20 protein-coding genes and 1 tRNA gene are annotated in these 25,151 nt (G+C 70.3%); 9 read left to right on the top strand and 12 right to left on the bottom strand.

The features are described 5' to 3' along the window. Positions 1-89 precede the first annotated feature (89 nt). From V7Z97_RS05015 to V7Z97_RS05005, 3 genes are all read left to right on the top strand, one after another. The gene (locus tag V7Z97_RS05015; protein WP_325459018.1) at positions 90-248 is read left to right on the top strand and encodes a DUF3309 family protein; all 159 of its coding nucleotides are present in this window, start codon (positions 90-92) and stop codon (positions 246-248) included. A 66-nt stretch (positions 249-314) separates the two neighbouring features. Further along, a complete protein-coding gene (locus V7Z97_RS05010; RefSeq protein WP_334161849.1) occupies positions 315-1,649 on the top strand; it encodes an MFS transporter in 1,335 nt (444 codons plus the stop codon). A gap of 4 nt (positions 1,650-1,653) precedes the next feature. Then, positions 1,654-2,394, top strand: a complete 741-nt coding sequence (locus tag V7Z97_RS05005) for a DUF599 domain-containing protein (protein WP_334161847.1) — start codon at positions 1,654-1,656, stop codon at positions 2,392-2,394. Here V7Z97_RS05005 and V7Z97_RS05000 read toward each other — a convergent pair. Both V7Z97_RS05000 and msrA read right to left on the bottom strand, forming a co-directional pair. Continuing rightward, positions 2,391-2,726 (bottom strand): MmcQ/YjbR family DNA-binding protein, encoded by a 336-nt coding sequence (locus V7Z97_RS05000; RefSeq protein WP_334161845.1) that lies wholly within the window; start codon positions 2,724-2,726, stop codon positions 2,391-2,393. The genes V7Z97_RS05005 and V7Z97_RS05000 overlap by 4 nt on opposite strands. Positions 2,727-2,742: 16 nt before the next feature. Continuing rightward, positions 2,743-3,393, bottom strand: a complete 651-nt coding sequence (msrA, locus tag V7Z97_RS04995) for a peptide-methionine (S)-S-oxide reductase MsrA (RefSeq protein WP_334161843.1) — start codon at positions 3,391-3,393, stop codon at positions 2,743-2,745. Positions 3,394-3,552: 159 nt separating this feature from the next. Here msrA and V7Z97_RS04990 point away from each other — a divergent pair. After that, positions 3,553-3,642 (top strand) — tRNA-Ser (locus V7Z97_RS04990). Between the two features lie 26 nt (positions 3,643-3,668). Here V7Z97_RS04990 and V7Z97_RS04985 read toward each other — a convergent pair. The 4 genes from V7Z97_RS04985 to V7Z97_RS04970 all read right to left on the bottom strand — a co-directional run bounded on the left by V7Z97_RS04985 (position 3,669) and on the right by V7Z97_RS04970 (position 9,984). After that, positions 3,669-4,607 carry a hypothetical protein gene (locus tag V7Z97_RS04985; protein ID WP_334161842.1) on the bottom strand — a complete coding sequence of 313 codons (939 nt, stop codon included), beginning with the start codon at positions 4,605-4,607 and terminating at the stop codon, positions 3,669-3,671. Continuing rightward, positions 4,604-5,791 carry a class I SAM-dependent methyltransferase gene (locus tag V7Z97_RS04980; protein ID WP_334161840.1) on the bottom strand — a complete coding sequence of 396 codons (1,188 nt, stop codon included), beginning with the start codon at positions 5,789-5,791 and terminating at the stop codon, positions 4,604-4,606. The genes V7Z97_RS04985 and V7Z97_RS04980 overlap by 4 nt, the downstream gene beginning before the upstream one ends. A gap of 235 nt (positions 5,792-6,026) precedes the next feature. Continuing rightward, positions 6,027-6,965, bottom strand: a complete 939-nt coding sequence (locus V7Z97_RS04975) for a cupin domain-containing protein (RefSeq protein ID WP_334161838.1) — start codon at positions 6,963-6,965, stop codon at positions 6,027-6,029. A gap of 58 nt (positions 6,966-7,023) precedes the next feature. Then, positions 7,024-9,984 (bottom strand): TonB-dependent receptor domain-containing protein, encoded by a 2,961-nt coding sequence (locus V7Z97_RS04970; protein ID WP_334161837.1) that lies wholly within the window; start codon positions 9,982-9,984, stop codon positions 7,024-7,026. A 453-nt stretch (positions 9,985-10,437) separates the two neighbouring features. On the opposite strand from V7Z97_RS04970, the gene V7Z97_RS04965 reads away from it, so the two are divergent. The 3 genes from V7Z97_RS04965 to V7Z97_RS04955 all read left to right on the top strand — a co-directional run bounded on the left by V7Z97_RS04965 (position 10,438) and on the right by V7Z97_RS04955 (position 15,194). Beyond that, entirely contained in the window at positions 10,438-12,618 is a 2,181-nt protein-coding gene (locus tag V7Z97_RS04965) for an outer membrane protein assembly factor BamB family protein (RefSeq protein ID WP_334161835.1), read from the top strand. A gap of 2 nt (positions 12,619-12,620) precedes the next feature. Next, a complete protein-coding gene (locus tag V7Z97_RS04960; RefSeq protein ID WP_334161834.1) occupies positions 12,621-14,624 on the top strand; it encodes an outer membrane protein assembly factor BamB family protein in 2,004 nt (667 codons plus the stop codon). Between the two features lie 258 nt (positions 14,625-14,882). Beyond that, on the top strand, positions 14,883-15,194 hold the full coding sequence (locus V7Z97_RS04955) for a hypothetical protein (RefSeq protein WP_334161832.1): 312 nt from the start codon (positions 14,883-14,885) through the stop codon (positions 15,192-15,194). Positions 15,195-15,204: 10 nt separating this feature from the next. Here the strand turns inward: V7Z97_RS04955 and V7Z97_RS04950 are convergent, their stop codons facing one another. Next, complete coding sequence (locus V7Z97_RS04950; protein ID WP_334161831.1) at positions 15,205-16,242, bottom strand: SMP-30/gluconolactonase/LRE family protein; 1,038 nt, start codon at positions 16,240-16,242, stop codon at positions 15,205-15,207. A gap of 26 nt (positions 16,243-16,268) precedes the next feature. After that, a complete protein-coding gene (locus tag V7Z97_RS04945; protein ID WP_334161830.1) occupies positions 16,269-16,691 on the bottom strand; it encodes a hypothetical protein in 423 nt (140 codons plus the stop codon). 153 nt (positions 16,692-16,844) lie between these two features. On the opposite strand from V7Z97_RS04945, the gene V7Z97_RS04940 reads away from it, so the two are divergent. After that, positions 16,845-17,756, top strand: coding sequence for a cupin domain-containing protein (locus V7Z97_RS04940; RefSeq protein WP_334161829.1), 912 nt, complete (start codon positions 16,845-16,847; stop codon positions 17,754-17,756). Between the two features lie 3 nt (positions 17,757-17,759). Here V7Z97_RS04940 and V7Z97_RS04935 read toward each other — a convergent pair whose 3' ends face one another. Further along, positions 17,760-18,746, bottom strand: coding sequence for a hypothetical protein (locus tag V7Z97_RS04935; protein WP_334161828.1), 987 nt, complete (start codon positions 18,744-18,746; stop codon positions 17,760-17,762). Between the two features lie 23 nt (positions 18,747-18,769). After that, positions 18,770-20,080 carry an MFS transporter gene (locus V7Z97_RS04930; RefSeq protein ID WP_334161827.1) on the bottom strand — a complete coding sequence of 437 codons (1,311 nt, stop codon included), beginning with the start codon at positions 20,078-20,080 and terminating at the stop codon, positions 18,770-18,772. A gap of 286 nt (positions 20,081-20,366) precedes the next feature. Between V7Z97_RS04930 and V7Z97_RS04925 the strand changes: the two genes are divergently transcribed. Then, entirely contained in the window at positions 20,367-21,455 is a 1,089-nt protein-coding gene (locus V7Z97_RS04925) for a hypothetical protein (RefSeq protein ID WP_334161825.1), read from the top strand. Here the strand turns inward: V7Z97_RS04925 and V7Z97_RS04920 are convergent. Continuing rightward, the gene (locus tag V7Z97_RS04920; protein ID WP_334161824.1) at positions 21,452-23,725 is read right to left on the bottom strand and encodes an NADP-dependent malic enzyme; all 2,274 of its coding nucleotides are present in this window, start codon (positions 23,723-23,725) and stop codon (positions 21,452-21,454) included. The two genes, V7Z97_RS04925 and V7Z97_RS04920, sit on opposite strands and share 4 nt — an antisense overlap. Positions 23,726-23,840: 115 nt before the next feature. Next, positions 23,841-25,151, bottom strand: a complete 1,311-nt coding sequence (locus V7Z97_RS04915; protein WP_334161823.1) for an MFS transporter — start codon at positions 25,149-25,151, stop codon at positions 23,841-23,843.

The following is a 25,151-nucleotide window of genomic DNA, read 5'->3' as shown; positions in this document are numbered from 1 at the left end:
CGCGCCGGCCGGGTCCCTCCGGAACCGTAGCTTGACCACGGCCGTTTGCCCGGCGGGTGGGGAGAGACGGCTCAAGGAGAGACTGGCGTATGTCGCTTGGCACCATCCTCATCATCATCCTGATCCTGCTGCTGATCGGCGCCCTGCCCAGCTGGGGCTATTCGCGCGGCTGGGGCTATTTCCCGTCGGGCGGCCTGGGCCTCGTGCTGGTGATCATCATCATCCTCGTCCTGATGGGACGGTTGTAGCGATCGCCCCTTAGCCTGAGCGCCGCAATCGCCTAGCATCCTCCCCACACAGACGGGGGAGGATGCATGACGGCGGCTGAAACAGGGGTCGACACCCAGGCTCCGGCGGCGGCGACGCAGGCCGGACTGACGCCTTTCCAGCGCGCCAAGGCGATCGTCGGCGGCTCCGCGGGCAACCTCGTGGAGTGGTACGACTGGTTCGCCTACTCCTCGTTCGCCCTCTATTTTGCGCCGCACTTCTTCCCGGCCGGCGACACCACCGCCCAGCTCCTGCAGACGGCCGCCATCTTCGCCGTGGGCTTCTTCGCCCGGCCGCTGGGCGCCTGGCTGATGGGCCTGTACGCCGACCGGCGCGGCCGGCGCGAGGCGCTGGCGGTCAGCGTGGCGATGATGTGCGCCGGCGCGCTGGCCATCGCCCTGCTGCCCGACGCCCGCCAGATCGGAGAGTGGGCGGCCATAGGCCTGCTCGCCGCCCGCATCCTGCAGGGCCTGTCGGTGGGTGGCGAGTACGGCGCCAGCGCCACCTACATCTCCGAGATGGCCAGCCGCGCGCGCCGGGGCTTCTGGGCGAGCTTCCAGTACGTGACCCTGATCGCCGGCCAGCTGCTGGCGCTTGCCGTGCTGATCCTGCTGCAGACCCTCATGGACCCGGCGGACCTCGCCGACTGGGGCTGGCGCATTCCCTTCTTCATCGGCGGCGCGCTGGCGGTGGTGGTGTTCTGGATCCGCCGCGGCATGGACGAGAGCGCGTCCTACCTGGCCGCCAAGGCCGAGGGCGCCGAGCGGGCCCGGACCATGATGCTGTTCGCCCGCTACCCGCGCGAGAGCGGCATCATCTTCGTGCTGACGGCCGGCGGCTCCTTGGCCTTCTACGCCTACACGACCTACATGCAGAAGTTCCTGGTCAACACGGCCGGGTTCACCAAGGGCGCGGCCACCTCGATCACGGCGGTGGCGCTGATCGTCTACATGTTCGCCCAGCCGGTGTTCGGCTGGCTGTCCGACCGGCTGGGACGCAAGACCACCATCGCCATGGCCTTCGGCGGCGGTCTGGTGGCGACCTATCCGGTGATGACCACGCTCTCCGGGACCACCTCGGCGTCGCTGGCGACGGCGCTGGTCATCCTGCTGCTCATCATCCTGTCGGGCTACACGGCGGTGAGCGGCCTGGTTAAGGCCGAGCTCTTCCCCGCCCATGTCCGCGCCCTGGGCGTCGCCCTGCCCTACGCCATAGCCAACGCCCTGTTCGGCGGCACGGCGGAGTATCTGGCCCTCTGGTTCAAGGGGATCGGTGCGGAGAGCGGCTTCTACATCTATGTGTCCGCGATCATGGGCCTGGCCATGGTGGTGGCGATGCGCCTGCGCGACACCAACCGCCACAGCCTGATCCGGGAGGACTGACGGCGTGAGCGCCCTCGACCTGGCCGCCCTTGGCCTGTTCCTCGTCGCCTGGCTCGCCTACCAGCCGCTGCTGCGCGTCCTGGCGCGGCAGCGGGGCGGGGTGATCAACACCGACATGACCGTCATCCGCGCCGCCTGGATGCGCAACATGGTCGGCCGCGAGAACCGGTTCATGGACGGCCAGCTGCTGGGTCACGCCCTGAACTCGGCCTCGTTCTTCGCCTCCTCGAACCTGATCCTCATCGCGGCCACGGCCGGCGCCCTGTTCGGGGGCGAGAGCACCTTCCGCAGTGTCTCAGCGCTGGAGGTGATCCGCACCTCCTCCCGCTTCCTGTTCGAGTTCCAGCTGGCGCTGGTGCTGGTCAGCCTGGCCCGCGGCCTGCTCGACTTCATCTGGTCGATCCGCCAGATGAACTACTGCATCGCCACCGTCGGCGCCGTGCCCGAGGGCCTGACGCCGGAGGAGGCCAGGACCTTCGGCGACGTGGCCGCCCGGCTGCTCAACCCGGCGCTCTCCTCGTTCAACTCGGGGGTCCGCGGCTACTATTTCGCGCTGTCGGCGGGCGCCTGGCTGTTCGGCCCCTACGCCTTCATGGCCGCGACGGCGGGCTCCATGGCCCTCCTGTTCTGGCGTCAGCGCCGCTCGCCGGCCGCCCGCGCCATCGCCGACCTCCGCCGCCTTCTGGAGACCCGGCCGCCCGCGCCGCCCGCCCAGGGCGACGGCGGCGGCGACCCGGTCAGCTAGAGCCCGAGCTCGAGCCGCGCCTTTCGGGTGAGCTTGCCGGCGATGAGGGAATGGGCGGTGGCCAGCCAGCCCTCGGCGTCGTCCGGGGCCATGTCGGCATAGTCCACGTTCACCCACTGGCCCTTGGCGCAATAGGGGGCCTGGCGGCCGGGGCCGCCGTCCTCGGTGAGCACCACGAAGCCGATCTCGCTCACCTTGAAGGACATGCCCTCGTCGCCGCAGATGGCGAACACCTTGCCGCCCACCTTGTAGACGTCCGAGCCGCCCCACTGGACGACCATGGTCACGGCCGGCAGGGCCATGGCCACCGTCCCGACCTCCGCCCGCGTCATCGCCCCCCGGCCCGTCTCAGGCGTGGACGCCGACGCCGATCGGGCAGGTCACGCCCGTCCCGCCGATGCCGCAGTAGCCGTGCGGGTTCTTGGCCAGGTACTGCTGGTGGTAGTCCTCGGCGAAATAGAACGGTCCGGCGGGCGCGATCTCCGTGGTGATGGCGCCGTAGCCCTGCCTGCCCAGGGCCTGCTGGTAGGCCTCGCGCGAGGCCTCGGCCGCCTGGGCCTGGGCGTCGCTGGTCGGATAGATCCCCGAGCGGTACTGGGTGCCGATGTCGTTGCCCTGGCGCATGCCCTGGGTCGGGTCGTGGTTCTCCCAGAAGGTCTTCAGCAGGTCCTCGTAGGTGACCGCCTTGGGGTCGTAGACCACCAGCACGGCCTCGGTGTGGCCGGTGCGGCCGGAGCAGACCTCCTCGTAGGTCGGGTTCGGCGTCACGCCGTTCACATAGCCCACCGCGGTCACGTGGACGCCGGGCAGATTCCAGAACACCCGCTCCACGCCCCAGAAGCAGCCCATGGCGAACACCGCCGTCTCCAGGCCCTCGGGATAGGGCCCCTTCAGCGGCCGGCCGTTGACGAAGTGGGTCTCGGCCGTGGGGATCGGATGCGCGCGGCCCGGCAACGCGGTTTCCTGGGTCGGCAGCTCGAGGGTCTTCTTGAACAGCATGGGAGGCTCCTTGGCGGGGCTCCCCAAGATAGGTCTTCCGGCCCCGCGATGCACGTCCCGCGGCCGTTCAGGATACCGTCTCACGCGCCGCTTGCCCCCGGAGGCATCCTGACTATATTGCGCGCCTCCCGAGGGGAGCCCGCTCCCCCTGTGGCGCGTGGTGAGGTGGCCGAGTGGTTGAAGGCGCACGCCTGGAACGCGTGTATAGGTGAAAGCCTATCGAGGGTTCGAATCCCTCTCTCACCGCCACTTCAGGACGATCGCCGCGCCGCAGCCTAGGCGGGGCCCGGGGACCTCGGGAACTTCGGCAGCCATCCGATCGAGTCCCGCGCGAAGGCCGGGAGGCGGTCCTTGGCGAACAGCCGGATGTCGGCGCTGTACCGGGTCCGGGACATGCCGGGGTCGATCGCCGAGCGATGGACGGCGAAGTGGTCGAACATCAGCACATCGCCACGATCCAAGACCGGCCGCCAGAAGCGATCCTGGCACGCCTCACGCGCCACCGAGTCGTCGATGAAGAGATAGGGCTCGGCCACGCCGGCCGGCGGGGGGAGGATGCGGTCGATCCGGTAGGGGCAGACCTCCAGCGACGGGGCGTCCACGCCGCATGGCGTGAAGGGGGTCCAGATCGTCAGGCCGGCGTGCTCGTCAGGATGGCGCGAATGGAAGCTGCCGTCCTGGTGGAAGGAATAGCTGAAGTCGGAGATCGAGGCCGCCTGGTACCGGACCGTGTTGTGGCTGTAGGGCGAAACGAGATCGTCACCGAAATAGGTCGCGGCGATCTCGAACAGGCGCGACCTCAGCACGAGGCCAAGCATGACGTTGGGGAATGAGGCGCCGTTCTCCCAGAACCGGATTTTGTAGTTCCTCGGCCCTTCATAGTACCAGCTTCGGTCCATTCCGGACGCCGCCAGGGCGCCGGCGAACGCCGGATAGGCCCCGCCGCTCCAGGTCAGCAGGCCGCCAGCCTCGTCCGAGGGAGGATCGCTGAAGCAGATCGGCATGTCGTTGACCGGCCGGCCGATCATCCGGGCGAGGGCCGCCGAACTGGCGATCGCCGCACGCTCCAGGGCTTCGATCGGCGCCGGGTCGAAGGCGCGGCGGATCAGGACCGCCCCGCGCTCGCGCAGGGCTGTCGCGACATCGGCGACGGACAGGGCCGCGGCGTCGAACACCACGCCCGCCGCCACGGCAGGCTCTTCAGCGGACGTCATGGGAAAGGCTCCGGCAAGACATCGTCCCAGCGCACGACCCTGTCGAATTTCCCGGTCAGTCGCGGCGCGGCCCCCGCATGGTGCCGCGGCTTCAGGGTGAGGAGGACCGCATCCCACCCCGCCGGATCCAGCTCGTCCAGGAACCCGACCCGGCGACCGGCGCAGGCCGCCACGCCGGGGGCCGCGGCGGCGGAGGGACGGTCGACGCAGAGTTGAGCCACCCGCGCCCAGGTTCGCGGCGCATAGGCCGCCAGCAGGTCCGCGGTCTCGCCGGCGCCGAAGCCCAGGACCCGGCCCGCGCCGCCCAGCCGCTCCAGCAGGATCGAATCCAGCCGGCTCCACCGCTCGAGGAAGTCCCGCCGCCGGGCGCTCAGCCCCTCCGGCCGCGGGAACGGGTCCGCGCCGGGTGCGGCCCCGGCGTGATCGCCCGCGCGGCGCAGCAGCATGGCCTGGAAAGGCCCGAACGCCGGCTCGAGCGGCCACCAGCGTTCGAGCTGGAGACCCGCCCGCTGGGCGAAGGCGAGCAGGTGCTGCGGCTCCATCGTCCGGAGGTGGTCGACGAACAGCAGTTCGGGATCGACGACCTGGCCGTTCGGGCAGATGACCAGAAGATGTCCGTGGTCGGCCAGGATCTCCGCCGCGGCCGAAAGGAACTGGCCGCAGTCCGCCACGTGCTCGATGACGTTGACCGAGTAGATGAAGTCGGGCCGCCAGCGCGCGAGCTCCGCGTTGGGCAGTTGTCCCGCGATCATCCGCACCCCGGCGGCTCCGGCGGCCTCGGCCATGGCCGACGACGGCTCGAGCCCCCTCACCGCCACGCCCGGGCAGAGCGCAGCCAGGCGTTCCAGCACCCATCCCGCTCCCGCGCCCAGCTCGAGGACGCGCGTGGCCGAAACCTCACCGATCAGCCGGGCGACGACGGAGGCGTACATTCCGTAGCGAGGCGCCTCGAAGGCGGCCATCGCGGCCCTGTCGTAGAAGCGATAGGTGTCCTGGTAAGAGAAGCCGCTCAGGCCGGCGAGGTCAGGGAGCAGGCTCTCGACCATTCCGCACGCGCCGCATTCGCTCTTGCTCCAGCGATGCGGGATGACCTGTCCGTCGGTGGTGGTCGACACCTCCGACGCCGGCCCCAGGAGCGCCAGCCTTTCGCCACCGCAGTTGCTGCACTTGGGACTGGTGGGCATGCCGGGTTCATTCGTCGTGTGCGGGCGCGGGTCCGCTCTTCTCGATTCGAGACCGGACCGGTTCCAAGTAGCGCAGGAGGTAGGGTTTAGCACCTGTCCGACGCAGCGCGGGCGCAACGCGCCGTCGGACGTCCGTCTGGACCAGCTCGCCGCGCGGTTCGCCCGAAACGCGGAACGGGGCCGGCTCTCGCCGACCCCGCCCGGTACGCTTCAGGGGGAGATACTCAGGGGGGAGCTAGTGGGGGGCCTCGTAGTTGTGCAGGCCCATCGGACGCGGGTTGATCGCCAGCCGCGTGGCCGGGCCGGTCCCGCCGAAGCTGGCGCGGTGCCAGCGGCCGACGGGCGCATAGACCACGTCGCCGGCCTGGGCGCTGAAGAACGGCGCCCCCTCGATCAGGTAGTCGATCTGACCTTCCATCACGAGCCAGAACTCGCCGTAGTCGTTGTGGAAGTGGCCGAGGTTGGTGGGCGGCGGCACGGGCTGGCCGCGGCCGCGGATCACGTTGGCGAAGGTGTGGTCGTCGCGCACGAAGGCCCCGCCGCGCGCGCCGCCCTGCACGATGTCCTTGTTGAAGTCGAGGAAGGGCCTGTTGGCCTCGTCGTAGGCGCCCTTGCCGTTGAACGCGACCTTCACATAGGTCTTGCCGGGGAGCGGCGCCGGCGTCTCGGTGAGGGGATAGAGCGGGGCCGCCCCGGCCTGGGTCACCTCGAAGCGCAGAGAGGGCTTATTCCCCACTGTCTCGATGCTGTAGGGCACGCGGTAGGGCACCTGGACGAGGAAGCCCTTGGAGGCCACGAACGGCTCCTGGCCCTCGATGGTCACCCGCATCTCGCCGTCCTGGACGATCCAGAACACCCGGCTGTCGGCCCAGAACCGGGTCTTGGTCTTCTCGCCAGGAGCCATCTGGACGTAGGTGGCCTCGAAGTCCTTGTCGCGGACGATCGGCTCGCGCCAGCTCGTCTGATTGCGGTGCTTGGCCAGGACGTCGGCGAGCTTCCAGTGCGGCTTGTTGGGCGCAGCCCAGGGCGTGGCCTTGGCGGGCTTGGGCGACCAGGCGATCACCGAGTCCGGCGGGGGCCGCTGCGCCTGGGCGCCCGCCTGGTCCGCCGCGAGGATGGTGAGGCCGCCCACGAGGGCCGCGAGGGCCATGGGCTTCAGAACTGCAGACGCCATCTTGAACTCTCCTCCCCTGCCCGGCCCCGGACCTCTCGGCCCGGGGCCCGCGGCCGGACTAGAACTTCGCCCGCACGCCGACCGAGACGAGGCGCCCGATCGGGTTGGAGGCGAAGCCGTTGAAGCCCCACGCCCCGCCCAGGATGCCGGCGGTGTTGCCGTTGTAGAAGGGCGGCTCGGTGTCGAGGACGTTCTGGATGTCCAGGTAGACCTGGGCGTTCTCCATCACGCCGTAGCCGTCCTCGAAGTCGTAGGAGGCGTGGAGGTCCCAGATGGTCTGCGACTTCACCTTGTCGCCGCCGCCCGTCGGGTTGCCCACCGAGTCGACCAGCACCGGGGCCACGGAGGTGTTGCTCCAGTTCCGGTAGCTGCCCGTGTAGTTCATGAACAGGTCCGCCGAGAAGGGGCCGAAGTCCCAGCCGAAGGAGGCGCGGTTCTTGAACTGGATCGACGGGAAGGTGGTGTTGTAGCCGGAGGTGTTGAGCACGCTGAAGCTCGTGCCGCCGCCGAAGTTCTGGTCGAACCTGGTGAAGTAGGTGAGCGCGTCGCCCAGCCGGAACGTCCCGAAGCTGTCGGTCATGATCCGGTACTGGAACATGAAGTCGATGCCCTGGACGTCCAGGTTCAGGACGTTGCCCGAGCTCTGGTCCAGCAGGAAGTAGACGTTGGCCGGGACCGCGCCGTTGATCGTCGCCCCGCCGGCCAGGTTGGCGAAGGTGTTGATCTGCTCGGTCGTGCAGGTGTTGGGGCAGATCACCAGGCGGTCGTGCAGGCCCGCCGAGTTGACGATCGAGTTCGGGTTCGGGGAGTTCACGCCGCCTTCGAAGGTGTTGTTGAACAGCGTGATGTTGGCGGCGAAGCCCGGGATGTAGGGCGGGATGTAGTCCAGGCCGACCGACCAGGCGTCACCCGTCTGCGGCACGATGTTCAGGAAGCCGCCGCCGAGCTGCCGGCGAAGGCCCTGGTTGGTGCCCAGGCCGATGTTGCAGGTCGTGGTCGCGTTGGCGCAGCCGGGCACGCCGCGGACTTCCGGATAGTTGGCGACCGGCACGAAGAGCGAGCCCGCGACGCCGACGCTGCCGGAGGCGTAGAGGTAGCCCTGCGACGGATCGCCGATCACCGCCAGCGGCGGGGCCACGAAGGCCGTGGAATAGTTGGCCCGGAGCTTCAGGCCCTCCGTCAGCTCCCAGTCCACCGCGAACTTCGGGTTCTTGGTGTCGCCCACGTCGGAGAAGTGGTCGTAGCGGCCGGAGACGTTCACATCCAGGCGCCGGACCAGGGGGATCTCCATGTCCGCGGATACCAGCGGGATGGCGACCTCGACATAGGCCGAGTAGGCGTTGCGCTTGTACTTGTAGTTCCGCTGGCTGGAGCCGGTGCTGGACGGGCCGGTGTTGTTGGCCCCGCGGATCTTCTGCTCGAGGCGGGACAGCTGGTACTCGCCGCCGAGGGCGACGCGGACCTCGCCGGCCGGCAGGCTGAACACCGGCCCCTGGAACTCGAGCTTGGTCTGGTTGATCTGGTTGTAGTTCGAGTTCTCGCTGTCGTTCTGGTACCAGCCGCGGATCAGGTCACGCGAGGACCGGATCGAGGCCGGGTCGCTCCAGACGTCGAGCGCATTGGCCGTGGTCAGCGGCAGGTTCAGCACCACCACGTTCTGGCCGGAGATCGACGAAGCCGTCGTGCTGCCGCTGGTCTGGGTCGTGCCGTTCAGGGCAAGCGTGGCGCAGGCGCCGCAGAAGGTGTCGTTGTTGGCCAGCAGGCTGCGGCTCGAGCCGAAAGCGTTGCTGAGCTTGGCCGACCAGTCCTCGGTGATGGCGAAGTCGAGGACGCCGGTGGTGTAGAAGAACTCCGACTGCGAGTTCACCGTCCCCCATTCGTCGGGGCTGGTGACCAGGTCGATCCAGCTCACCGTCTCCTGGGTGGCGCCCGGCTCGCCGGCCGGGGCGCGGAAATAGGGGTTGATCTGGCCGCCGCGGTTCGAGCCGGGCCCGAACACCGTGACGTTGTTCAGCGTGCCGGGGAGGGAGTTCTCCTCGGTGGCCTGGCGGTTGTAGACCATCTTGCCGGTGAACCGCAGCCGGTCACCGATCTCCTGGTCCACCTTGATCATCATGTTGGCCCGCCACTGCTCGGGCAGGGCGTTGTCGTAGATGGAGTTGTTGCAGGGCGCATTGGCCGCGGTGTTCGGCACCGTCGAGGTCGCGCCGGGCGAAAGGTAGACGTTGTTGCCCGAGGCCGGCGTGCGGATGGTGGCCGGGGCGCAGGCGAAGCTGTTGGTGTTCGTGCCGCCGAACGGACGGTAGTCGCCGCGGGCCAGGAACGGCCTGTCGGAGTTCCGCAGGATGCTCTGATAGGAGTACTGGCCGGCGATGTAGAAGCCGCCGGTGTCCCAGGTCTTGCCCCAGATCGCGTTGGCGTCGCGGTTCGAGTAGCTGTCGGCCCAGCCGCCCTTTAGATTGACCTGCAGGCCGTCGAAGCTCTGGCGGGTGATGAAGTTGACCACGCCCGCCACGGCGTCGGAGCCGTAGACGGAGGAGGCGCCGTCGGCCAGCACCTCGACGCGCTGGATGGCGCTGGTCGGGATGATGTTCGGGTCGGTCTGCGAATACTGGGTGCCGCCGCCCACCAGGCGCAGGCCGTCCACGATGACCAGGGTCGAGTTCGAGGCGCTGCCCGCCAGGCTGTGGATCTGCGGCGAATAGTAGGAGTAGACGTTCTCGCCCTGTGGCGCGGAGCCGGAGGTGGTGATCGCCGGGACGGTGTTGACGAGCTGCGAGGCGTTGATGGCCCCGGTTCTCTCGATCTCTTCCTGGCCGACGCTGATGACCGTGGAGCCGATCGGCGCGACCCCCTTCAGGCTGGTGCCGGTGACGACGACCTCCTCGAGGCTCGTCTCGCCGTCGTTGGCGTTGGCGTTGGCGTTGGCGCGGCCCTGGGCGTTCGCGGACGTCGCAAAGAACGACGCCGCCGCGATCAGGGCGACGGCGGAACTGGTGGTGTGCAGATAGCGCAGCATAGCTTCCCCCTGAGGCAGACGTCCGCAGTGCGGCCGCCCATTTTCTTTGTGTCGGCGATCCGGCAGGGCCGGATCCCGCCCTGGCCACCGGGGTCAGGACGATGCGACGCGGATACTTGCATACACATTTTGGACAGGCAAGCGGCCAAGGCCTCAGGAAAAGTCTTCTGTATGCAAATAGGCAACACCGTCAGCTTCCCAACGCCGTCCGCGGGTCGAGCCGGCGGCGCGGCCGTCCGGGGCGAGAGTCCAAGCGGACGGAATTGCCGGTCATGTCAAAAGGAATCCTGCGCGCGCGAGCGACGCGCCCGCGCGCGAAGGCCGCATCCGATAACATTGTTGTACGTATCCGAATTTTGCCCGCGAGCGCGCCAAGTGGCTTGATCAACGTGTATGCAACATGATCATGTAGCTTCGCGCAGACGGCGATGATCGTCGCGCGGGGGAAACGACATGCGCAAGGCCATCGCACCACCGACCAGATCCACCAAGCGCCTGGCCCTGGCGGGCGCGGCGGCCGCCCTCCTGGCGGGCTGCGCAACGGTCATGACCGCCGACGCGCCGGCGCCGGACACCGAATGGCGCGTGTGGGGCGGCTCGCCCGAGCAGACGCACTATTCCGAGCTCACGCAGATCAACCCCGGCAACGTGGACCAGCTCGAGGTCGCCTGGACCTACGACATCGGGACCGACATCTCGATCTCGAATCCGCTGATGATCGGCGGCCGGGTCTATCTGATCGGCGCCGGCGGGGCGATCGTCGCCCTGGACGCCGCCACCGGCGCGGAGATCTGGAAGCTGCCGGGCCAGGCGCCGCGCGGCGCCCGGGGCCTCGCCTACTGGTCGAGCCCCGACGGCAGCGACCAGCGGATCATCTACAACAAGGACAACTTCATGCGGGCGCTCGACGCCCGCACCGGCCGGCCGATCGAGGGCTTCGCGGTGGACCTGCGCCAGGGCATGGACCGCGACCCGGCGACCATCACCACCATCCAGTCGAACGCGCCGGGCACGGTGTACGGCGACCTGATCATAACCGGCGCGCTGACCGGCGAGGACTACGGCGCGCCGCCGGGCGACATCCGCGCCTTCAACGTGCGCACCGGCGAGCTCGCCTGGACGTTCCGACCGATGCCGCGGGCCGGCGAGCCGGGCTCGGAGACGTGGGGTCCCAACCCGCGCGCCACGCTCGGCGGGGCCAACAACTGGACCGGCCTGACGCTCGATGAGAAGCGCGGGATCGTCTATGCGGTCACCGGCTCTTCGACCTACGACTTCTGGGGCGTCGACCGGCCGGGGAACAACCTCTACGCCAACTCGATCATCGCCCTGGACGCCAGGACGGGCCGCCGGCTGTGGCACTTCCAGACGGTGCACCACGATCTGTGGGACTGGGACATCCCGACCCCGCCGGTGCTCCTCACCGTCCGTCACGGGGGCCGCACGGTCGATGCAGTGGTGGTGGCCGGCAAGACCGGCTTCCTCTACGCCTTCGACCGCGTCTCCGGGGAGCCGCTGTGGCCGATCGAGGAGCGGCCGGTGCCGACCCGCGGCGTCGAAGGCGAGTGGGTCTCCCCGACCCAGCCGTTCCCCACGAAGCTCAAGCCGTTCGCGCGCCAGAGCTTCACCATCGACGACATCGACCCGAGCCTGCCCGCCGACGAGCGGGAAGAGCTGGTCGCACGGATGAAGGCGGCCCGCGACGAGGGCCTGTTCACGCCGCCGGACATCATCGACACCGTGCAGATGCCGGGCAACATCGGCGCCACCAACTGGGGCATGCTGACCGGCGATCCGAAGACCGGCATGGCCTATGTGATCTCCACGGACGTGCCCTCGATCATCAAGCTCGAGCAGGTTTCCCGGATCGTCGCCCAGGGGGCCACGCCCTACGAGCGCGGCAAGGCGATCTACGGGCAGGTCTGCGCCGCCTGCCACGGCGCCGAGCGCCAGGGCAGCGACGGCGCTCCGTCCTTGCTCGGCGTCTCCGCCCGCCTGGCCCCGGACGTCATCGCCGGCGTCGTCCAGCGCGGCCGCGGCCACATGCCGGCCTTCCCGCAGGTCTCCGGCCCGGCGATGGGCGAGCTGATGGCCTATCTGGCCGAGAACCGGAACGCCCGCGGCGCCTCGGCGGCCGAAGGCTCGGCCGGAGAGGTGAAGGTCGAGGCGCAGCCCGCCCGCTGGCGCAGCGACTACGGCTATGTGATCTCGCGCACCACCGGCAATCCGATGATCAAGCCGCCCTGGTCGCAGATCACCGCCTACGACATGAACACCGGCGACATCGCCTGGCAGCGGCCGATCGGCGACGACCCGGACTACAGGGGCCCCCGCAACGGCCCCACCGGCTCGGCCCCGGCGCGCATCGGCTCGGCGCTCACCGCCAGCGGCCTGATGTTCGTGGCCACCGCCAAGGACCGGACGCTGCACGCCCTCGACAGCCGCACGGGCAAGACCCTGTGGACCGGGGCCCTCCCCGGGACGCCGGCAGGCCTGCCCTCGATCTACGCCGCCGGCGGGCGCCAATTCGTCCTGGTGCCGGCCGCCAGCAGCCGCCCCGCCGCGCCGGGCCAGGCGTCGTCCCTGCGCAACGCCTTCGTCGCCTACGCCCTGCCGCGCACCGCCAAGAGGTAGAGATGGTTGAACTGACCCGCCGGTCGATCTCCGCAGCCGGGCTCGCCCTGTTCCTGAGCGCCAACGGCGTCCCCGCGCGCGCCCAGGTCGCGGCTCCCAACGGCGCCGGGACCGCCGGCACCAAGGACGGCCAGTGGCCGACCCACGGCGGCGACCTCTACAGCTGGCGCTACTCGCCGCTGGACCAGATCGACGCCTCGAACTTCAAGGACCTGGAGATCGCCTGGCGGTTCAAGACCGCCAACCTGGGTCCGGCGGTCGACCCGATCATGCAGGCCACGCCGCTGATGGTGAACGGCGTGCTCTACACCACCGCGGGCACCCGGCGGGCGGCGATCGCCATCGACGCGGGAACGGGCGAACTCCTGTGGAAGTACAGCTTGAACGAGGGCGAGCGGGGCCGGCAGGCGCCGCGCCAGGGCAGCGGCCGGGGCCTCTGCTACTGGACCGACGGCAAGGCGGAGCGGGTCCTCTACGTGACGCCCGGCTACCGCCTGATCTCGCTGGACGCCAAGACCGGCCGGCCCGCCGAGGGATTCGGCGAGGACGGCCTCGTCGACCTGAAGCTCGGCCTCGACCAGGACATCGACCTCGAGAACGGCAAGATCGGCCTCAACGCGACGCCGCTGGTGGTCGGCGACATCATCGTCGTGGGCTCCGCCTTCGAGGCCGGCGACGCGCCCAACAAGACCAACATCAAGGGGGCCGTGCGGGCCTACGACATCCGCACCGGCAAGCGGCTGTGGATCTTCCACACCATCCCCAAGAAGGGCGAGTTCGGCGCCGAGACCTGGCTGAACGAGTCCAACAGCTGGACCGGCAACACCGGCGTCTGGGCGCAGATGAGCGCCGATCCCGAACTCGGCCTCGTCTACGTGGGCGTCGAATCGCCCACCGCCGACTGGTACGGCGGCAACCGTCCGGGCGCGGGCCTGTTCGGGGAGAGCATCGTGGCGCTGGACCTGAAGACCGGTAAGCGCCGCTGGCACTACCAGATGGTCCACCACGGTCTCTGGGACCGGGACGTGCCCTGCGCCGCGGTGCTGGCCGACATCACTGTCGGCGGCCGCAGGATCAAGGCGATCGCCCAGCCGACCAAGCAGTCGTGGCTCTATGTGCTGGACCGCGCCACCGGCAAGCCGGTGTGGCCGATCCCGGAGCGGCCGGTGCCGAAGGGCGACGTGCCGGGCGAGTGGTACTCCCCCACCCAGCCGTTCCCGACCAAGCCGCCGGCCTATGACCGCCAGGGCGTGCTGAAGGACGACCTGATCGACTTCACGCCGGAGCTGCGGGCCGAGGCCGAGAAGATCGCCGCCGACTACAAGCTGGGGCCAATCTTCACCCCGCCGGTCTATTCGAAGTGGCCGAGGCCGCTGGGCACCCTGATGCTGCCCAACACCCAGGGCGGCTCGAGCTGGCCCGGCGCGTCCTTCGATCCCGAGACCAACATCATCTACCTCTATTCGATGACCCGGCTGACGGCCCTGGGCATCGGCCCGATCGCGCCCGAACAGAGCGACGCCGGCATGGGCCTCAGCATGGCCCGCGATCCGAACGCCACCACACGCCGGCGCGCGCCCCTGGGCGTCCGCGGCCTGCCCCTGATCAAGCCGCCCTACGGCCGGGTGACCGCCATCGACCTCAACAAGGGCGACATTGTCTGGCAGGTGGCGCACGGCGAGACGCCGGACTCCATCCGCAACCACGAAGCGCTGAAGGGCGTGAAGATCCCCCGCACCGGCAGCGCGGGGCTGATCGGCACCCTGACGACCAAGACCCTGGTGGTGATCGGCGACGCGGAGGCCACCACCGGCGAGGACGGGGTGAGGAGCGGCTGGCTGCGCGCCTACGACAAGAAGACCGGCGCCGAGGTGGGCCAGGTGCGCATGCCCACGCGCCAGACCGGCACGCCGATCACCTACCTGCACAACGGCCAGCAATACATCCTGCTGGGCGTCGGCGGGATGGAGTCGCCCGGCGAGCTGATCGCCTACAGGCTGCCGTAGAATGGACGCCGGGGCGTTCGACCGCGACGCCGGCCGCCGGGCCGCGGCCGGCCGGGCGTGCAGGTGTTCAGCCCCGGTTCAGAGCGGCCCGGCATGATCAGGGAGCCTGCAGACTGCGCCAGCCTCTGCGCCGCGGGGCCGCAACCAAATCGGCTGTTCATGACGACCGGCCGTTGTATGCAATCTACGTCGGCGTTTCCGGCGCGCACACCGCCTGATCGCCCAACTGGGGACACAGACTACCAGATGTTCGTACGCATGCTTTCGATCCGCCTCGCCCCCGCCGCCGCGATCGCCGCCATGATGGCCGCCGCCCCGGCCCAGGCCCAGACCCAGGTGGTCAACGGCCTGATCCAGGCGCCGGAGCGCCCGCTGGTGCAGCGCGCCTGCACGACCTGCCACGCGGCCTCCCAGGTGGTCGCCCGCCGCCGCACGGGACACGAGTGGCAGGAGGTCGTGGACAAGATGATCGAGCACGGCGCGAAGGTCTCCGACGCCGAGTACGAGAAGATCGTCGCCTATCTGACCAAGAACTACGGCCCCGCGGGCGGCTCGGTCGCCAAGCGCTGAGGCGGTAGCCTCAGCGCTTGTAGAGCGGGGTCTGGCCCGGCGTGGCCACCGCCAGCCGGTAGACGCCGGTCGACGCCGTGACGTAGAGCGTCCGACCGTCGTCCGCCCAGGCCAGGTTGGCCGCCACCTCCGGCAGCTTCACCACGCCCAGCCGCTTGCCGGCCGGCGACAGGACATGGACGCCGCCGGGTCCCGCGAGCCAGACGTTGCCGGCGCTGTCGAGCTTCAGCCCGTCGGGCAGGCCCTGGCCGTCGGCAGCGGTGAACTCGGCGAACACCTGCCCCGGCCCCACCGTCCCGTCGGCGGCCACGGCGTACTTCATCACCCGCATGGCCGGGCCGGAGTTGGCCACGTAGAGCGTCTTGCCGTCGGCCGTGAACCCCAGGCCGTTGGGGCGGGTCAGGTCGCGGATCGGCGCGGTGAGCCTGCCGCCGGCGTAGCGGTAGACGCCGTTGAAGGCGACTTCCTTGGCCGGGTCCTCGTCCTGGCCGGCGAGGCCGTAGGGCGGGTCGGTGAACCACAGGGCGCCGTCGGGGGCGAACACCAGGTCGTTGGGCGAATTCAGGCGCTTGCCCTCGAAGTGCTCCACGACGGGCGTGGCCACGAAGGACTCGTCGAAGCGGACGATCCGCCGCGCGCCGTGCTGCGCCGCCAGCACCGCGCCGCCAGCGTCGGTGGCCAGGCCGTTGGACCCCAGGTAGGAGCCCTCCGGCGGGTCCGGCAGGCCGCCGGCCTTGTCGAGCAGCAGGACCTTCTCGCCCGCCGTGGTCACGGCGTAGAGCCGGTTGCCCACCAGGTCCGAGAGCCACAGCCGCCCGCCGCGCCACAGAGGTCCCTCGGTGAACTTGAAGCCGTCGGCCAGCTTCTCCACGCGCGCGCCCGGCGCCACCAGGGCGTCGAACGCCGGGTCGAGGCGCACGATCTCGCCGGCGGCGGCCGGCGTCGCGGGGGGCGCGGCGGCCTTTGGGGCGGGGTCATCGGTCTTGGAGCAGGCGACGGCCGCGGCGGCGGCGGCGGCGACGGTCAGGATCTTCCAGGCCTCGGCCATGGCGGTCTCCGTTTCAGGGGTGATCGTCAGACGCTGTCGGTGAGCAGGACGAGGTAGCCCTTGTCCGTCAGCGTGTTCTCGATGGTCGGCCAGACGCGCTGGTGGGCGTCCGACCTGACCCAGATCTGCCGCAGGTCCTCGTTCTCGTAGGTGAGCTGGAAGCGGTAGTTGAACCCCGGGATCGGCGGCGGCCCACCCTGGATCACCGTGCGCAGCTTCAGGATCTTCAGGTCGACGAAGCCTTTGAAGGTCCGGGCGGTCGGCATGAAGATGGTATGGAAGTTGTGGAGCATCTCCTGCTCCCGCGCCGGATCCACCGCCAGGTCGCAGTAGAGCACGATCGGGCCCTTGCCCGGCGCCGGCGCGGCGGGCCGCGTCTGGGCCCGCGCAGTCCCGCCCACGAGGCCGGCAAGCCCGGCCATGGCGGTCAGAACGGCTCTGCGTCTCATCGGAAAAACCCTCCCAAAGTTCGCCCGCGCTCTCCGCGGATCGCATCCCGGGCGACCAACTTACGGGTTGCCCTACCCGTCCAAGCTTGCATACAATTTCTCCCGACAACAAGCCAAAAGCGCCGGCGGGAAGCCGGTCGGGCGGAGGAAACCATGACAAGATCGCTGACGGCCGCCGCCCTGGCGCTCGCCCTCGCCGGCGCCGCCCCGGCGCTCGCCCAGACCGTGGCGGCGCCCGCCCTGTCGGAGCGGATCGCCCACACCGACCCGGCCAAGTACCGCACCGGGCGCGCGGTGCACGGCGGCGCGGGCAGCATGGACTTCGGCTCGCTGCTGGGCGTCGATGCGCTCGACACCAATTTCATCTTCCTGCACCGCGGGGTGATCCATCCGGGCGGCGGAATCGGCGCGCACTTCCACAACGACTGCGAGGAGATGTTCGTCATCCTCGACGGCGAGGCGCAGTTCACCATCGACGGCCGCACCTCGGTGCTGAAGGGCCCCGCCGGCGCGCCGACGCAGGCGGGCCACTCCCACGGGATCTACAACCCGACCGACAAGCCGGTGCAGTGGCTGAACATCAACGTCGGCATGACCAAGGTCTATGACGCTTTCGACCTCGGCGACCCGCGGGTCGGCGCCCCGCTGGACCCAATCCCGAACTTCATGACGCTGCGGCTCGACAGGACCCTGCTGCGGCCGGTGGAGCGGATGAAGGGCGGCCAGGGCACGGCGCAGCACCGCCGCGCGCTGGGGCCCAGCGTCTTCCGCACAGCCTGGTCCTATGTGGACCACATCCTCCTGCCGCCCGGCGCCTCGATCGGCCGCGACGCCCAGGCCGAGATGAGCGAGGTCTATTATGTCATGGGCGGCGAAGGGACGGTGACCCTGAACGGCCAGACCGCCACGATCCGCGCCGGCGACGCGGTTCCGGTGCGGCTGGGCGAGGCCAAGGCCTTCGCCACGGCCGGCGCCGCGCCGCTGGAGATGATGGTCATCGGGGTCGCGAAGGACCTCGAGGCGAAGCGCGCCTTCGTGCAGGCGACCGCGCCGCGGCGGCGCTGACCACTACCAGGGTTGCGGACGCCTGGTGTAGGCGCGGCCCTTGTCCGCCGCCGGCGTGTCGCCGCCGGTGCAGATCATCACCCCGTCCTTCAGCTGGTCGACCACGTCGGCCTCGTTGCAGGAATTCAGGAACCTGATCTTCGCCGCCTTGGTCGCGGCAAGCACCCGCGCGCGCGTGGCGACCATGGCCGGATGGCGGGCGATGTCGCCCCCCTGCCCGCTCGGACGGCCGATCAGGTAGAAGGCCTGGTCGCTCGGCCCCCACTCGGCGAAAGTCAGGCCGGGCACGCGGGTGAGCTCCTCAGCCCGGGCGGTGGCGCGGGGGTTCTCGATCTTGATCCCCAGCATGATCTCGCCGTCGGGATTGAGCGGCCAGGCGTCGGCGCGCCGGAGGTACTCGTTCTGGCTGAGGCCCCAGATCTGCGCCGCGAAGCCCTGGCTCCCCGCGCCGCGCTTGCCCACCTCCAGGCCCGGAGCCTCGGGCGCAAACGGATAGCGGGTCGCCTCAACGAACACCTTCACCGCGTCCGGCGCCTCGGCCTGGCAGAGCAGGATGCCGTGGACCCCGGCGGCGAGCGTCTGCTGCACCATCCAGACATTGGCCTTCAGGCTGGCGGCGTCGGATCCGGCGATCGGCAAGGTGACGATGACCGTCGGCGTGCGGTGGCCGGTGCGCGTGGGGCCCGCGTCCACCAGGCCGCGCATGAAGGCGCGCAGGGCGGCGAAGTCGAGGGCCCCGTGCTCCATCTCGTAGGTGATGTAGTCGGCCTTGGTGGCCGCCATCCGCTTGCCTTCGTCGTACCCGCCGCCCGAGATCTGGGCGTAGTAGATCGGCTGGCCCTGCTCGAGCAGCTCGATGGCGCGGTTGATCCGCTTGAGCTTGGGCGCGGTGGCGGTCGGCGTCGCGGGCTGGGCCTGGGCCGGAAGCGCCACGGCGCAGGCGGCGGCCAGCAGGCTGAGCGCCGCGAGCGGGCGCATGGGTCGGATCATCTCGTTTCTCTCCCCTCGATCGTTCAGACCGCCGGCGCGAGGCGCGGCTTGGCGCGGGCGCCGAGACCCGCGTCCGCATCGATGAACAGCCAGCCGACCGCCCCCACCAGCGCGGCCGCGGCGGCCACCAGGAAGCCGGCGTTCCAGCCGAACTGATTGGCGATGACGGGCGTCAGGGCCGCGACGGTCGCCCCGCCCAGCTGGCAGCCCATGTTCATCACGCCGGAGACGGAGCCGGCCGAGGATTTCCCGAGGTCGGCGCTGAGCGTCCAGAAGGCGCTCTGCGAGAGGTAGAGCGAGCCCGAGCCGAGGGCCAGCACCAGGGCGGCCAGCCGCGCGTCGGCGACCAGCATGGCCGAGGACAGGAAGATGGCAGCCAGGCCCATGCCCAGCACCGCTGGCCCGCAGCGGCCGAGCCGCTTGCCGAACCGCTTGGCCAGGCCGTCGGAGATCCAGCCGCCGGCGGAGGAGCCCACCGCCATGGCCATGAAGGGCAGCATGGCGTAGAGGCCGCTCGCCTTCAGGTCCAGGCCGCGCACCTCCGAGAGGTAGGTGAAGAACCAGGTGAAGAAGATCCACACCACATAGCCGAAGCAGAAGTAGCAGAGGGTCAGCAGGGCCACCTGACGGTCGAGGACAATGGTGCGCCATTTGGCCAGCCCGCCGGTCTCCGCCGCCTGGGTGATCCGGTCGGCGCGGATGTGCTCCAGTTCGGCGTCGCGCATCCAGGGGTGGTTGGCCGGCTTCTCGCGGGCCAGGACCATCCAGACGGCCAGCGCCACGATGCCGATCAGGGCGGTGACGTGGAAGGCCACGCGCCAGTCGTGGGTCAGCATGATCGAGGTGATCAGCGGCGGGGCGATGCCCGCGCCGACGCCGACGCCGGCGAAGATCAGGCCGTTGGCGAGGCCCCGCTCATGCGAGGGGATCCAGGCGGCCACCAGCCGGTTGCCCGCCGGGAAGATGATCGACTCGCCGACGCCCAGCGCCGCGCGCACCGCGATCAGCGCCATGAGCGCGCCGGCGTAGCCCGCGGGAATGAGGGCCGTGGCCGAGGTGAGGACGCTCCAGAGGAAGATGCCGATGGCGATCACCCGGTAGGGTCCGAAGCGGTCGGCAAGGCGCCCGGCCACCGGCTGGGCGAAGGCGTAGCCGAACACGAAGGCCGAGAAGACCATGCCGAGCTGCACGTCGGACAGGCCGAGGTCGGCCTTCAGCCTCGGCGCGGCGATCGAGATGTTGGCCCGGTCCAGGTAGGACACCGCCGCCACCGCGAAGACCAGGAAGATCATCAGCCACCGGACATTGCCGACGCGGCCGCTCGACGAAGACATGGGCTCCTCCCCAGAGCTCTGTTTGCGCCATCTTGCATACACTTCGGCGCGGTGGTCAATCACGCTTTCCCTCGGGGAGTGCCGGTAGGCTCGTATGCAAGCCATCAAAGGCCGTCTGAGGCGACAAACCGAGTCACACGCCGGCCCGGAGCGGCCGGGAACACGCCGGAGCGGCGAAAGCCTATAAGTTTCTTATGGTTGCAGCCCGTCGCGGCTGCGAACACCTTCCGGCGGAATCCTGAGACCCTTCGGAGGGGAAGCCTTGCGGGCCCGTTTGATAGATCCGTTGCTCTGCGACGACGAAGCCGAAGCCTTCGACCATCGGCAGGCGGCGGTCACCCCGCGAACCGCCTGGTTCGTCGCCGCCGCCGACGGCGAGACCGACGAGCCGGGACCGAGCGGGGAGACCGGCTTCGAGACGCCCGAGCCTGAAGCCGGGCCGATGCCGGAGAGCCTGCCGCAGCCCGAGCCGCCGCCCGCGCCGGAGGCGTTCCAGCCCCCTCCCGCGATGCCCGCGCTACCCGACGTGCAGACGATCTCCGCCGAGGGGATCCTCGCGGACCGCCCCGACGTGCTGAAGGCGTTCTATACGGAGTACTACGGCCGGGGGAACGACCCCCACTCCGCGGCCTGGTCCCAACGCGTCGGCGCCGCCACGCCCGAGGCCTACGCCCTCTACTGGTACGCCCGGCACGGCAAGTACGAGGGCTATGCCCAGTCACCGACGACGGCGCAGGACAACATCTCGCTGTCGCAGATCCTCATCGACCGGCCAGATGTGCTGCGGGCCTATTACGAGGCCTACTACGGCCCGGGCAACGACCGGAACTCCAGCGCCTGGATGAAGCGCGTGGGCGGCGAGACGGCGGAAGACTACGCCCGCTACTGGTACGAGAAGTACGGCCGCTGGGAGGGCTACGCCCAGACCGAGCGCCAGGCCGCACAGACCATCGACATCGACCGCCTGCTGGCCGACCGCCCGGACGTGTTCAGAGCCTACTACGAGGGCTTCTACGGCCCCGGCAACGACCGCAAGTCGAGCGCCTGGGTCGACCGCGTGGGGGGCGACACGCTGCAGGACTACGCCAAGTACTGGTACGTCACCCACGGCAAGTCCGAGGGCTACAGCCAGGCTCCGGCGCACGCGCCCGCCCCGCCCCAGCCGGAGCCCGAAGCGCCCTGGGAGCCGGACGCACCCGGCGAGCCCGCCCAGCCGGTCGACCCGTCCCTAGACCCCTGGAACCACCCGGCGATCTATCCGGACTGGAGACCGCCCTACGAGGGCTGGACGCCGCCGGACAGCCCTTCGGCCGCCCCGGAGGAGGACCTGCTGTCGATCGGCCGCGGCCTCAGCGACCCGGACCCGTTCGGCTAGGTCGCGCCCACGGCCGCCTGGGCCACGGCGAGCGCGGTCATGTTGACGATCCCCCGCGCGGTCACCGCCGGGATCAGCACGTGCAGCGGCTTCGACAGGCCGAGGATCAGCGGTCCGACCTGCAGGGCGTCGCTCGCCGCCCCCAGCAGGGTCAGCGAGATGTTGGCCGCGTCCAGGCTGGGGCAGACCAGCAGGTTGGCGGCCCCGTCGAGCGTGCTGTCAGTGACCAGGCCCTCACGCAGGTGCGGCCGGAGCGCCGCGTCGGCGTGCATCTCCCCGTCCACCTCGAGGCCCGGCGCGGCGGCGCGGATCAGCGCCAGGGCCTCGCGCATCTTCCGCGCGCTGGGCGAGTTGCTGGCCCCGAAGTTGGAGTGGGACAGCAGCGCCGCCTTCGGCGCGATGCCGAAGCGCCGGACCTCCTCGGCCGCCAGCACCGTCATCTCCGCGAGCTGGGCGGCGGTGGGGTCGACGTTGACATGGGTGTCGCAGAGGAACAGCGCCCCGATCGGCAGGATCAGGGTCGACAGCGCATAGACCCGGCTCACGTCGGGTCGCCGGGGCACGATCGGCAGGGCGTAGCTCATGTGCCGCCACCAGTCGCCCTGGCCGCCGACGAGGGCGGCGTCCACATGACCGGTCTCCAGCAGCAGCGAGGCGGTCACCGTGGGGCGGGTGCGCACGCGCCGCACGGCGGCGGGCGGCGAGATCCCGCGCCGGCCCACGAGGCGCGTGTAGCGCGCCTCCAGCTCGGCGGTGGCGGCCGGGTCGGTGGGGTCGACCACCTCCACGTCGGCGCCGAGGTCCAGGCGCAGCGACAGCTGCCGGACCTTCTCCTCGATCACTGCCCGGCGGCCGATCAGCACCGGCCGGGCGAGGCCCTCGTCCACCACGGTCTGCACGGCGCGCAGCACCCGGTCGTCCTCGCCCTCGGCGTAGGCGACGCGGGCCGGCGCCTTGCGGGCCAGGTCGAACACCGGACGCATCAACTGGCCGGAGCGGTAGGCGAACACTTCCAGTTGCCGGCGGTAGGCCTCGAAGTCGGCGATCGGCCGCTCGGCGACGCCGGAGTCCATGGCCGCCTTCGCCACCGCCGGGGCGATCACCAGGATCAGCCGGGGGTCGAAGGGGCGGGGGATGATGTACTGCGGCCCGAAGGGCTGGGAGACCCCGCCATAGGCGGAGACCACCGCCTCGTGCGCCTCGGCGCGGGCGAGCTCGGCCAGGGCCTCGGCGGCGGCCAGCTTCATCGGCTCGTTGATCTCGCGGGCGCCCACGTCCAGCGCGCCCCGGAAGATGAAGGGGAAGCACAGGACGTTGTTGACCTGGTTCGGATAGTCGGACCGTCCGGTGGCGACGATGGCGTCGGGACGGACGGCGGCGACCTGCTCCGGCAGGATCTCCGGCTCGGGGTTGGCCATCGCCAGGATCAGCGGCTTCTCGGCCATCTGCGGCAGCCACTCGGGCTTGAGCACCCGCGGCGCGGAGAGCCCCAGGAAGACGTCGGCGCCGGCCAGCACCTCCGACAGCGCCCGCGCGTCGGTCCTGCGCGCATAGCGGGCGAGGTTCTCCGGCATGTCCGGCTCGCGGCCCTCGTAGACCACGCCCTTGATGTCGGTGAGGGTGACGTTGGCCGCCGGCAGGCCCATGGCCACCAGCAGGTCCACGCAGGCCAGCGCCGCGGCCCCGGCGCCGGAGGTGACGAGCTTCACCTCCTCCAGCGTCTTGCCCTGCAGGACGAGGGCGTTGCGCACCGCCGCGGCGCAAACGATGGCCGTGCCGTGCTGGTCGTCGTGGAAGACCGGTATGGCCATCCGCTCCCGCAGCGCCTTTTCGATGGCGAAGCACTCGGGGGCCTTGATGTCCTCCAGGTTGATGCCGCCGAAGGTGGGCTCGAGCGCGGCCACCACCTCGACGAACTTTGCGGGGTCCTGGGCGTCCACTTCGATGTCGAAGACGTCGATGCCGGCGAACTTCTTGAACAGGACCGCCTTGCCCTCCATCACCGGCTTGGAAGCGAGCGGGCCGATGTTCCCCAGGCCCAGCACCGCCGTGCCGTTGGTGATCACCGCCACCAGGTTGCCGCGGGCGGTGTAGTCGGCCGCTGCGCGAGGGTCGGCGACGATCGCCTCGCAGGGCGCGGCCACGCCGGGCGAATAGGCCAGCGCCAGGTCGCGCTGGGTGGCCATGCGCTTGGTGGACTCGACGCTCAGCTTCCCCGGCCGCGGGATGCGGTGATAGTCGAGCGCGGCGCGGCGAAGGTCTTCATCCATAGGTCAGGGTCCTCGGGCGACGGACGGGTCAGGCGGGCGCGTCCGGACGCGCCCGCCTCGTCTTGCCGATCGGCGGCGCGCGGACAAGCCCTTCGGGCGTCCGCGGCCTCTCGCCTCAGGCCGGAGCCGCCACCGCCTCGGCGCCACCGCCGCCGTGATAGACGCGCCGGGAGGCGTCGATCCAGAGGAACAGGAAGGCCGCCACGGCGGCCAAGCCCGCCAGCACCCCGAACGCCGTGCTCCAGCCGTAGAGCGTGACGAGATAGCCCGTGGCCGCGGCGGAGACCGTGGCGCCCAGGTTGCCTGCGGTGTTCATCACCGCCGAGACCGAGCCCGCGTACTCGTCGCCGATGTCGAGCGCCACGGCCCAGGACACGCCCACCGTCAGTTCCAGGCCGAAGACGGCGAGGCAGAAGAAGGCGACACCGGTCTCCGGGTCGGTCTGGTTGACGGCCAGCATGATCATCGAGCCGGCCACCAGGAAGCCCACGACGGCGACGATCCGGCGGCCCATCTTCAGGTTGCCGGTGCGCTTGACGATCAGGTCGGAGGCCCAGCCGCCGGCGATGTCGCCGAGCACGCCGGCCAGCAGCGGCAGGCTGGCGTAGAGGCCCATCTTGGCCAGGGTGAAGCCGTGGGCGTCCACCAGGTACTTCGGGAACCAGGACAGGTAGATGCCGATGGAATAGCCGTAGCAGGCGTACATCGCCGCCAGGATCCACATCTGCCGGCTGGTCAGGATCTGCTTCCACGGCACGGAGCCGCGACCGGGACCGGAGCGGCGGCCCAGGGCGCCGGAGATCAGCTCCCGCTCGGACTCGTTGACGTAGCGGTGCTCGGCCGGGCTGTCGCGGTAGTACCAGAACCACACCACAGCCCAGACGATGCCGATCAGGGCGAAGATGATGAACGGCCCGCGCCAGCCGAAGACCGCGATGAGCGCCACCGCGATGACCGGGGTGAGCGCGCCGCCGAGGCGGGAACCCGCGTGTGTGACGCCCTGCGCCCAACCGCGCTCCGACGGCAGCATCCACCGTGACAGCGACCGCGTCGCGATGGGGAAGGCGCCCGCCTCGCCCATGCCGAACAGGAAGCGGCAGACGATCATCGAGGCGGCCGACCAGGTGAAGGCCGTGGCGGCGGTGAAGACCGACCACCAGACCACCACCCCGGAGAGCGCCCGCCTCGGCCCGAACCGGTCGCCCAGCCAGCCGCCGGGAATCTGGAAGAGGGCGTAGCTCAGCTGGAAGGCGGCGAGGATCCAGCCGATCGTCACCGTCGAGAAGCCGAATTCCTTCTGGATCGACGGGACGGCGGCGGAGATCGCCACCCGGTCCATGTAGGTGATCATGTAGACGGCGACCGTCAGCCACAGCACGACGTGCCGGGTGCGCGTGGGCCGCGCGCGGGGCGGAGAGGCAGTCAT

This window comes from Phenylobacterium sp., assembly GCF_036821595.1.
Classification (GTDB): Bacteria; Pseudomonadota; Alphaproteobacteria; order Caulobacterales; family Caulobacteraceae; genus Phenylobacterium.
The sequence above is the reverse complement of the archived record's forward strand: the minus strand, read 5'-3'. Positions and strand labels throughout refer to the sequence as shown.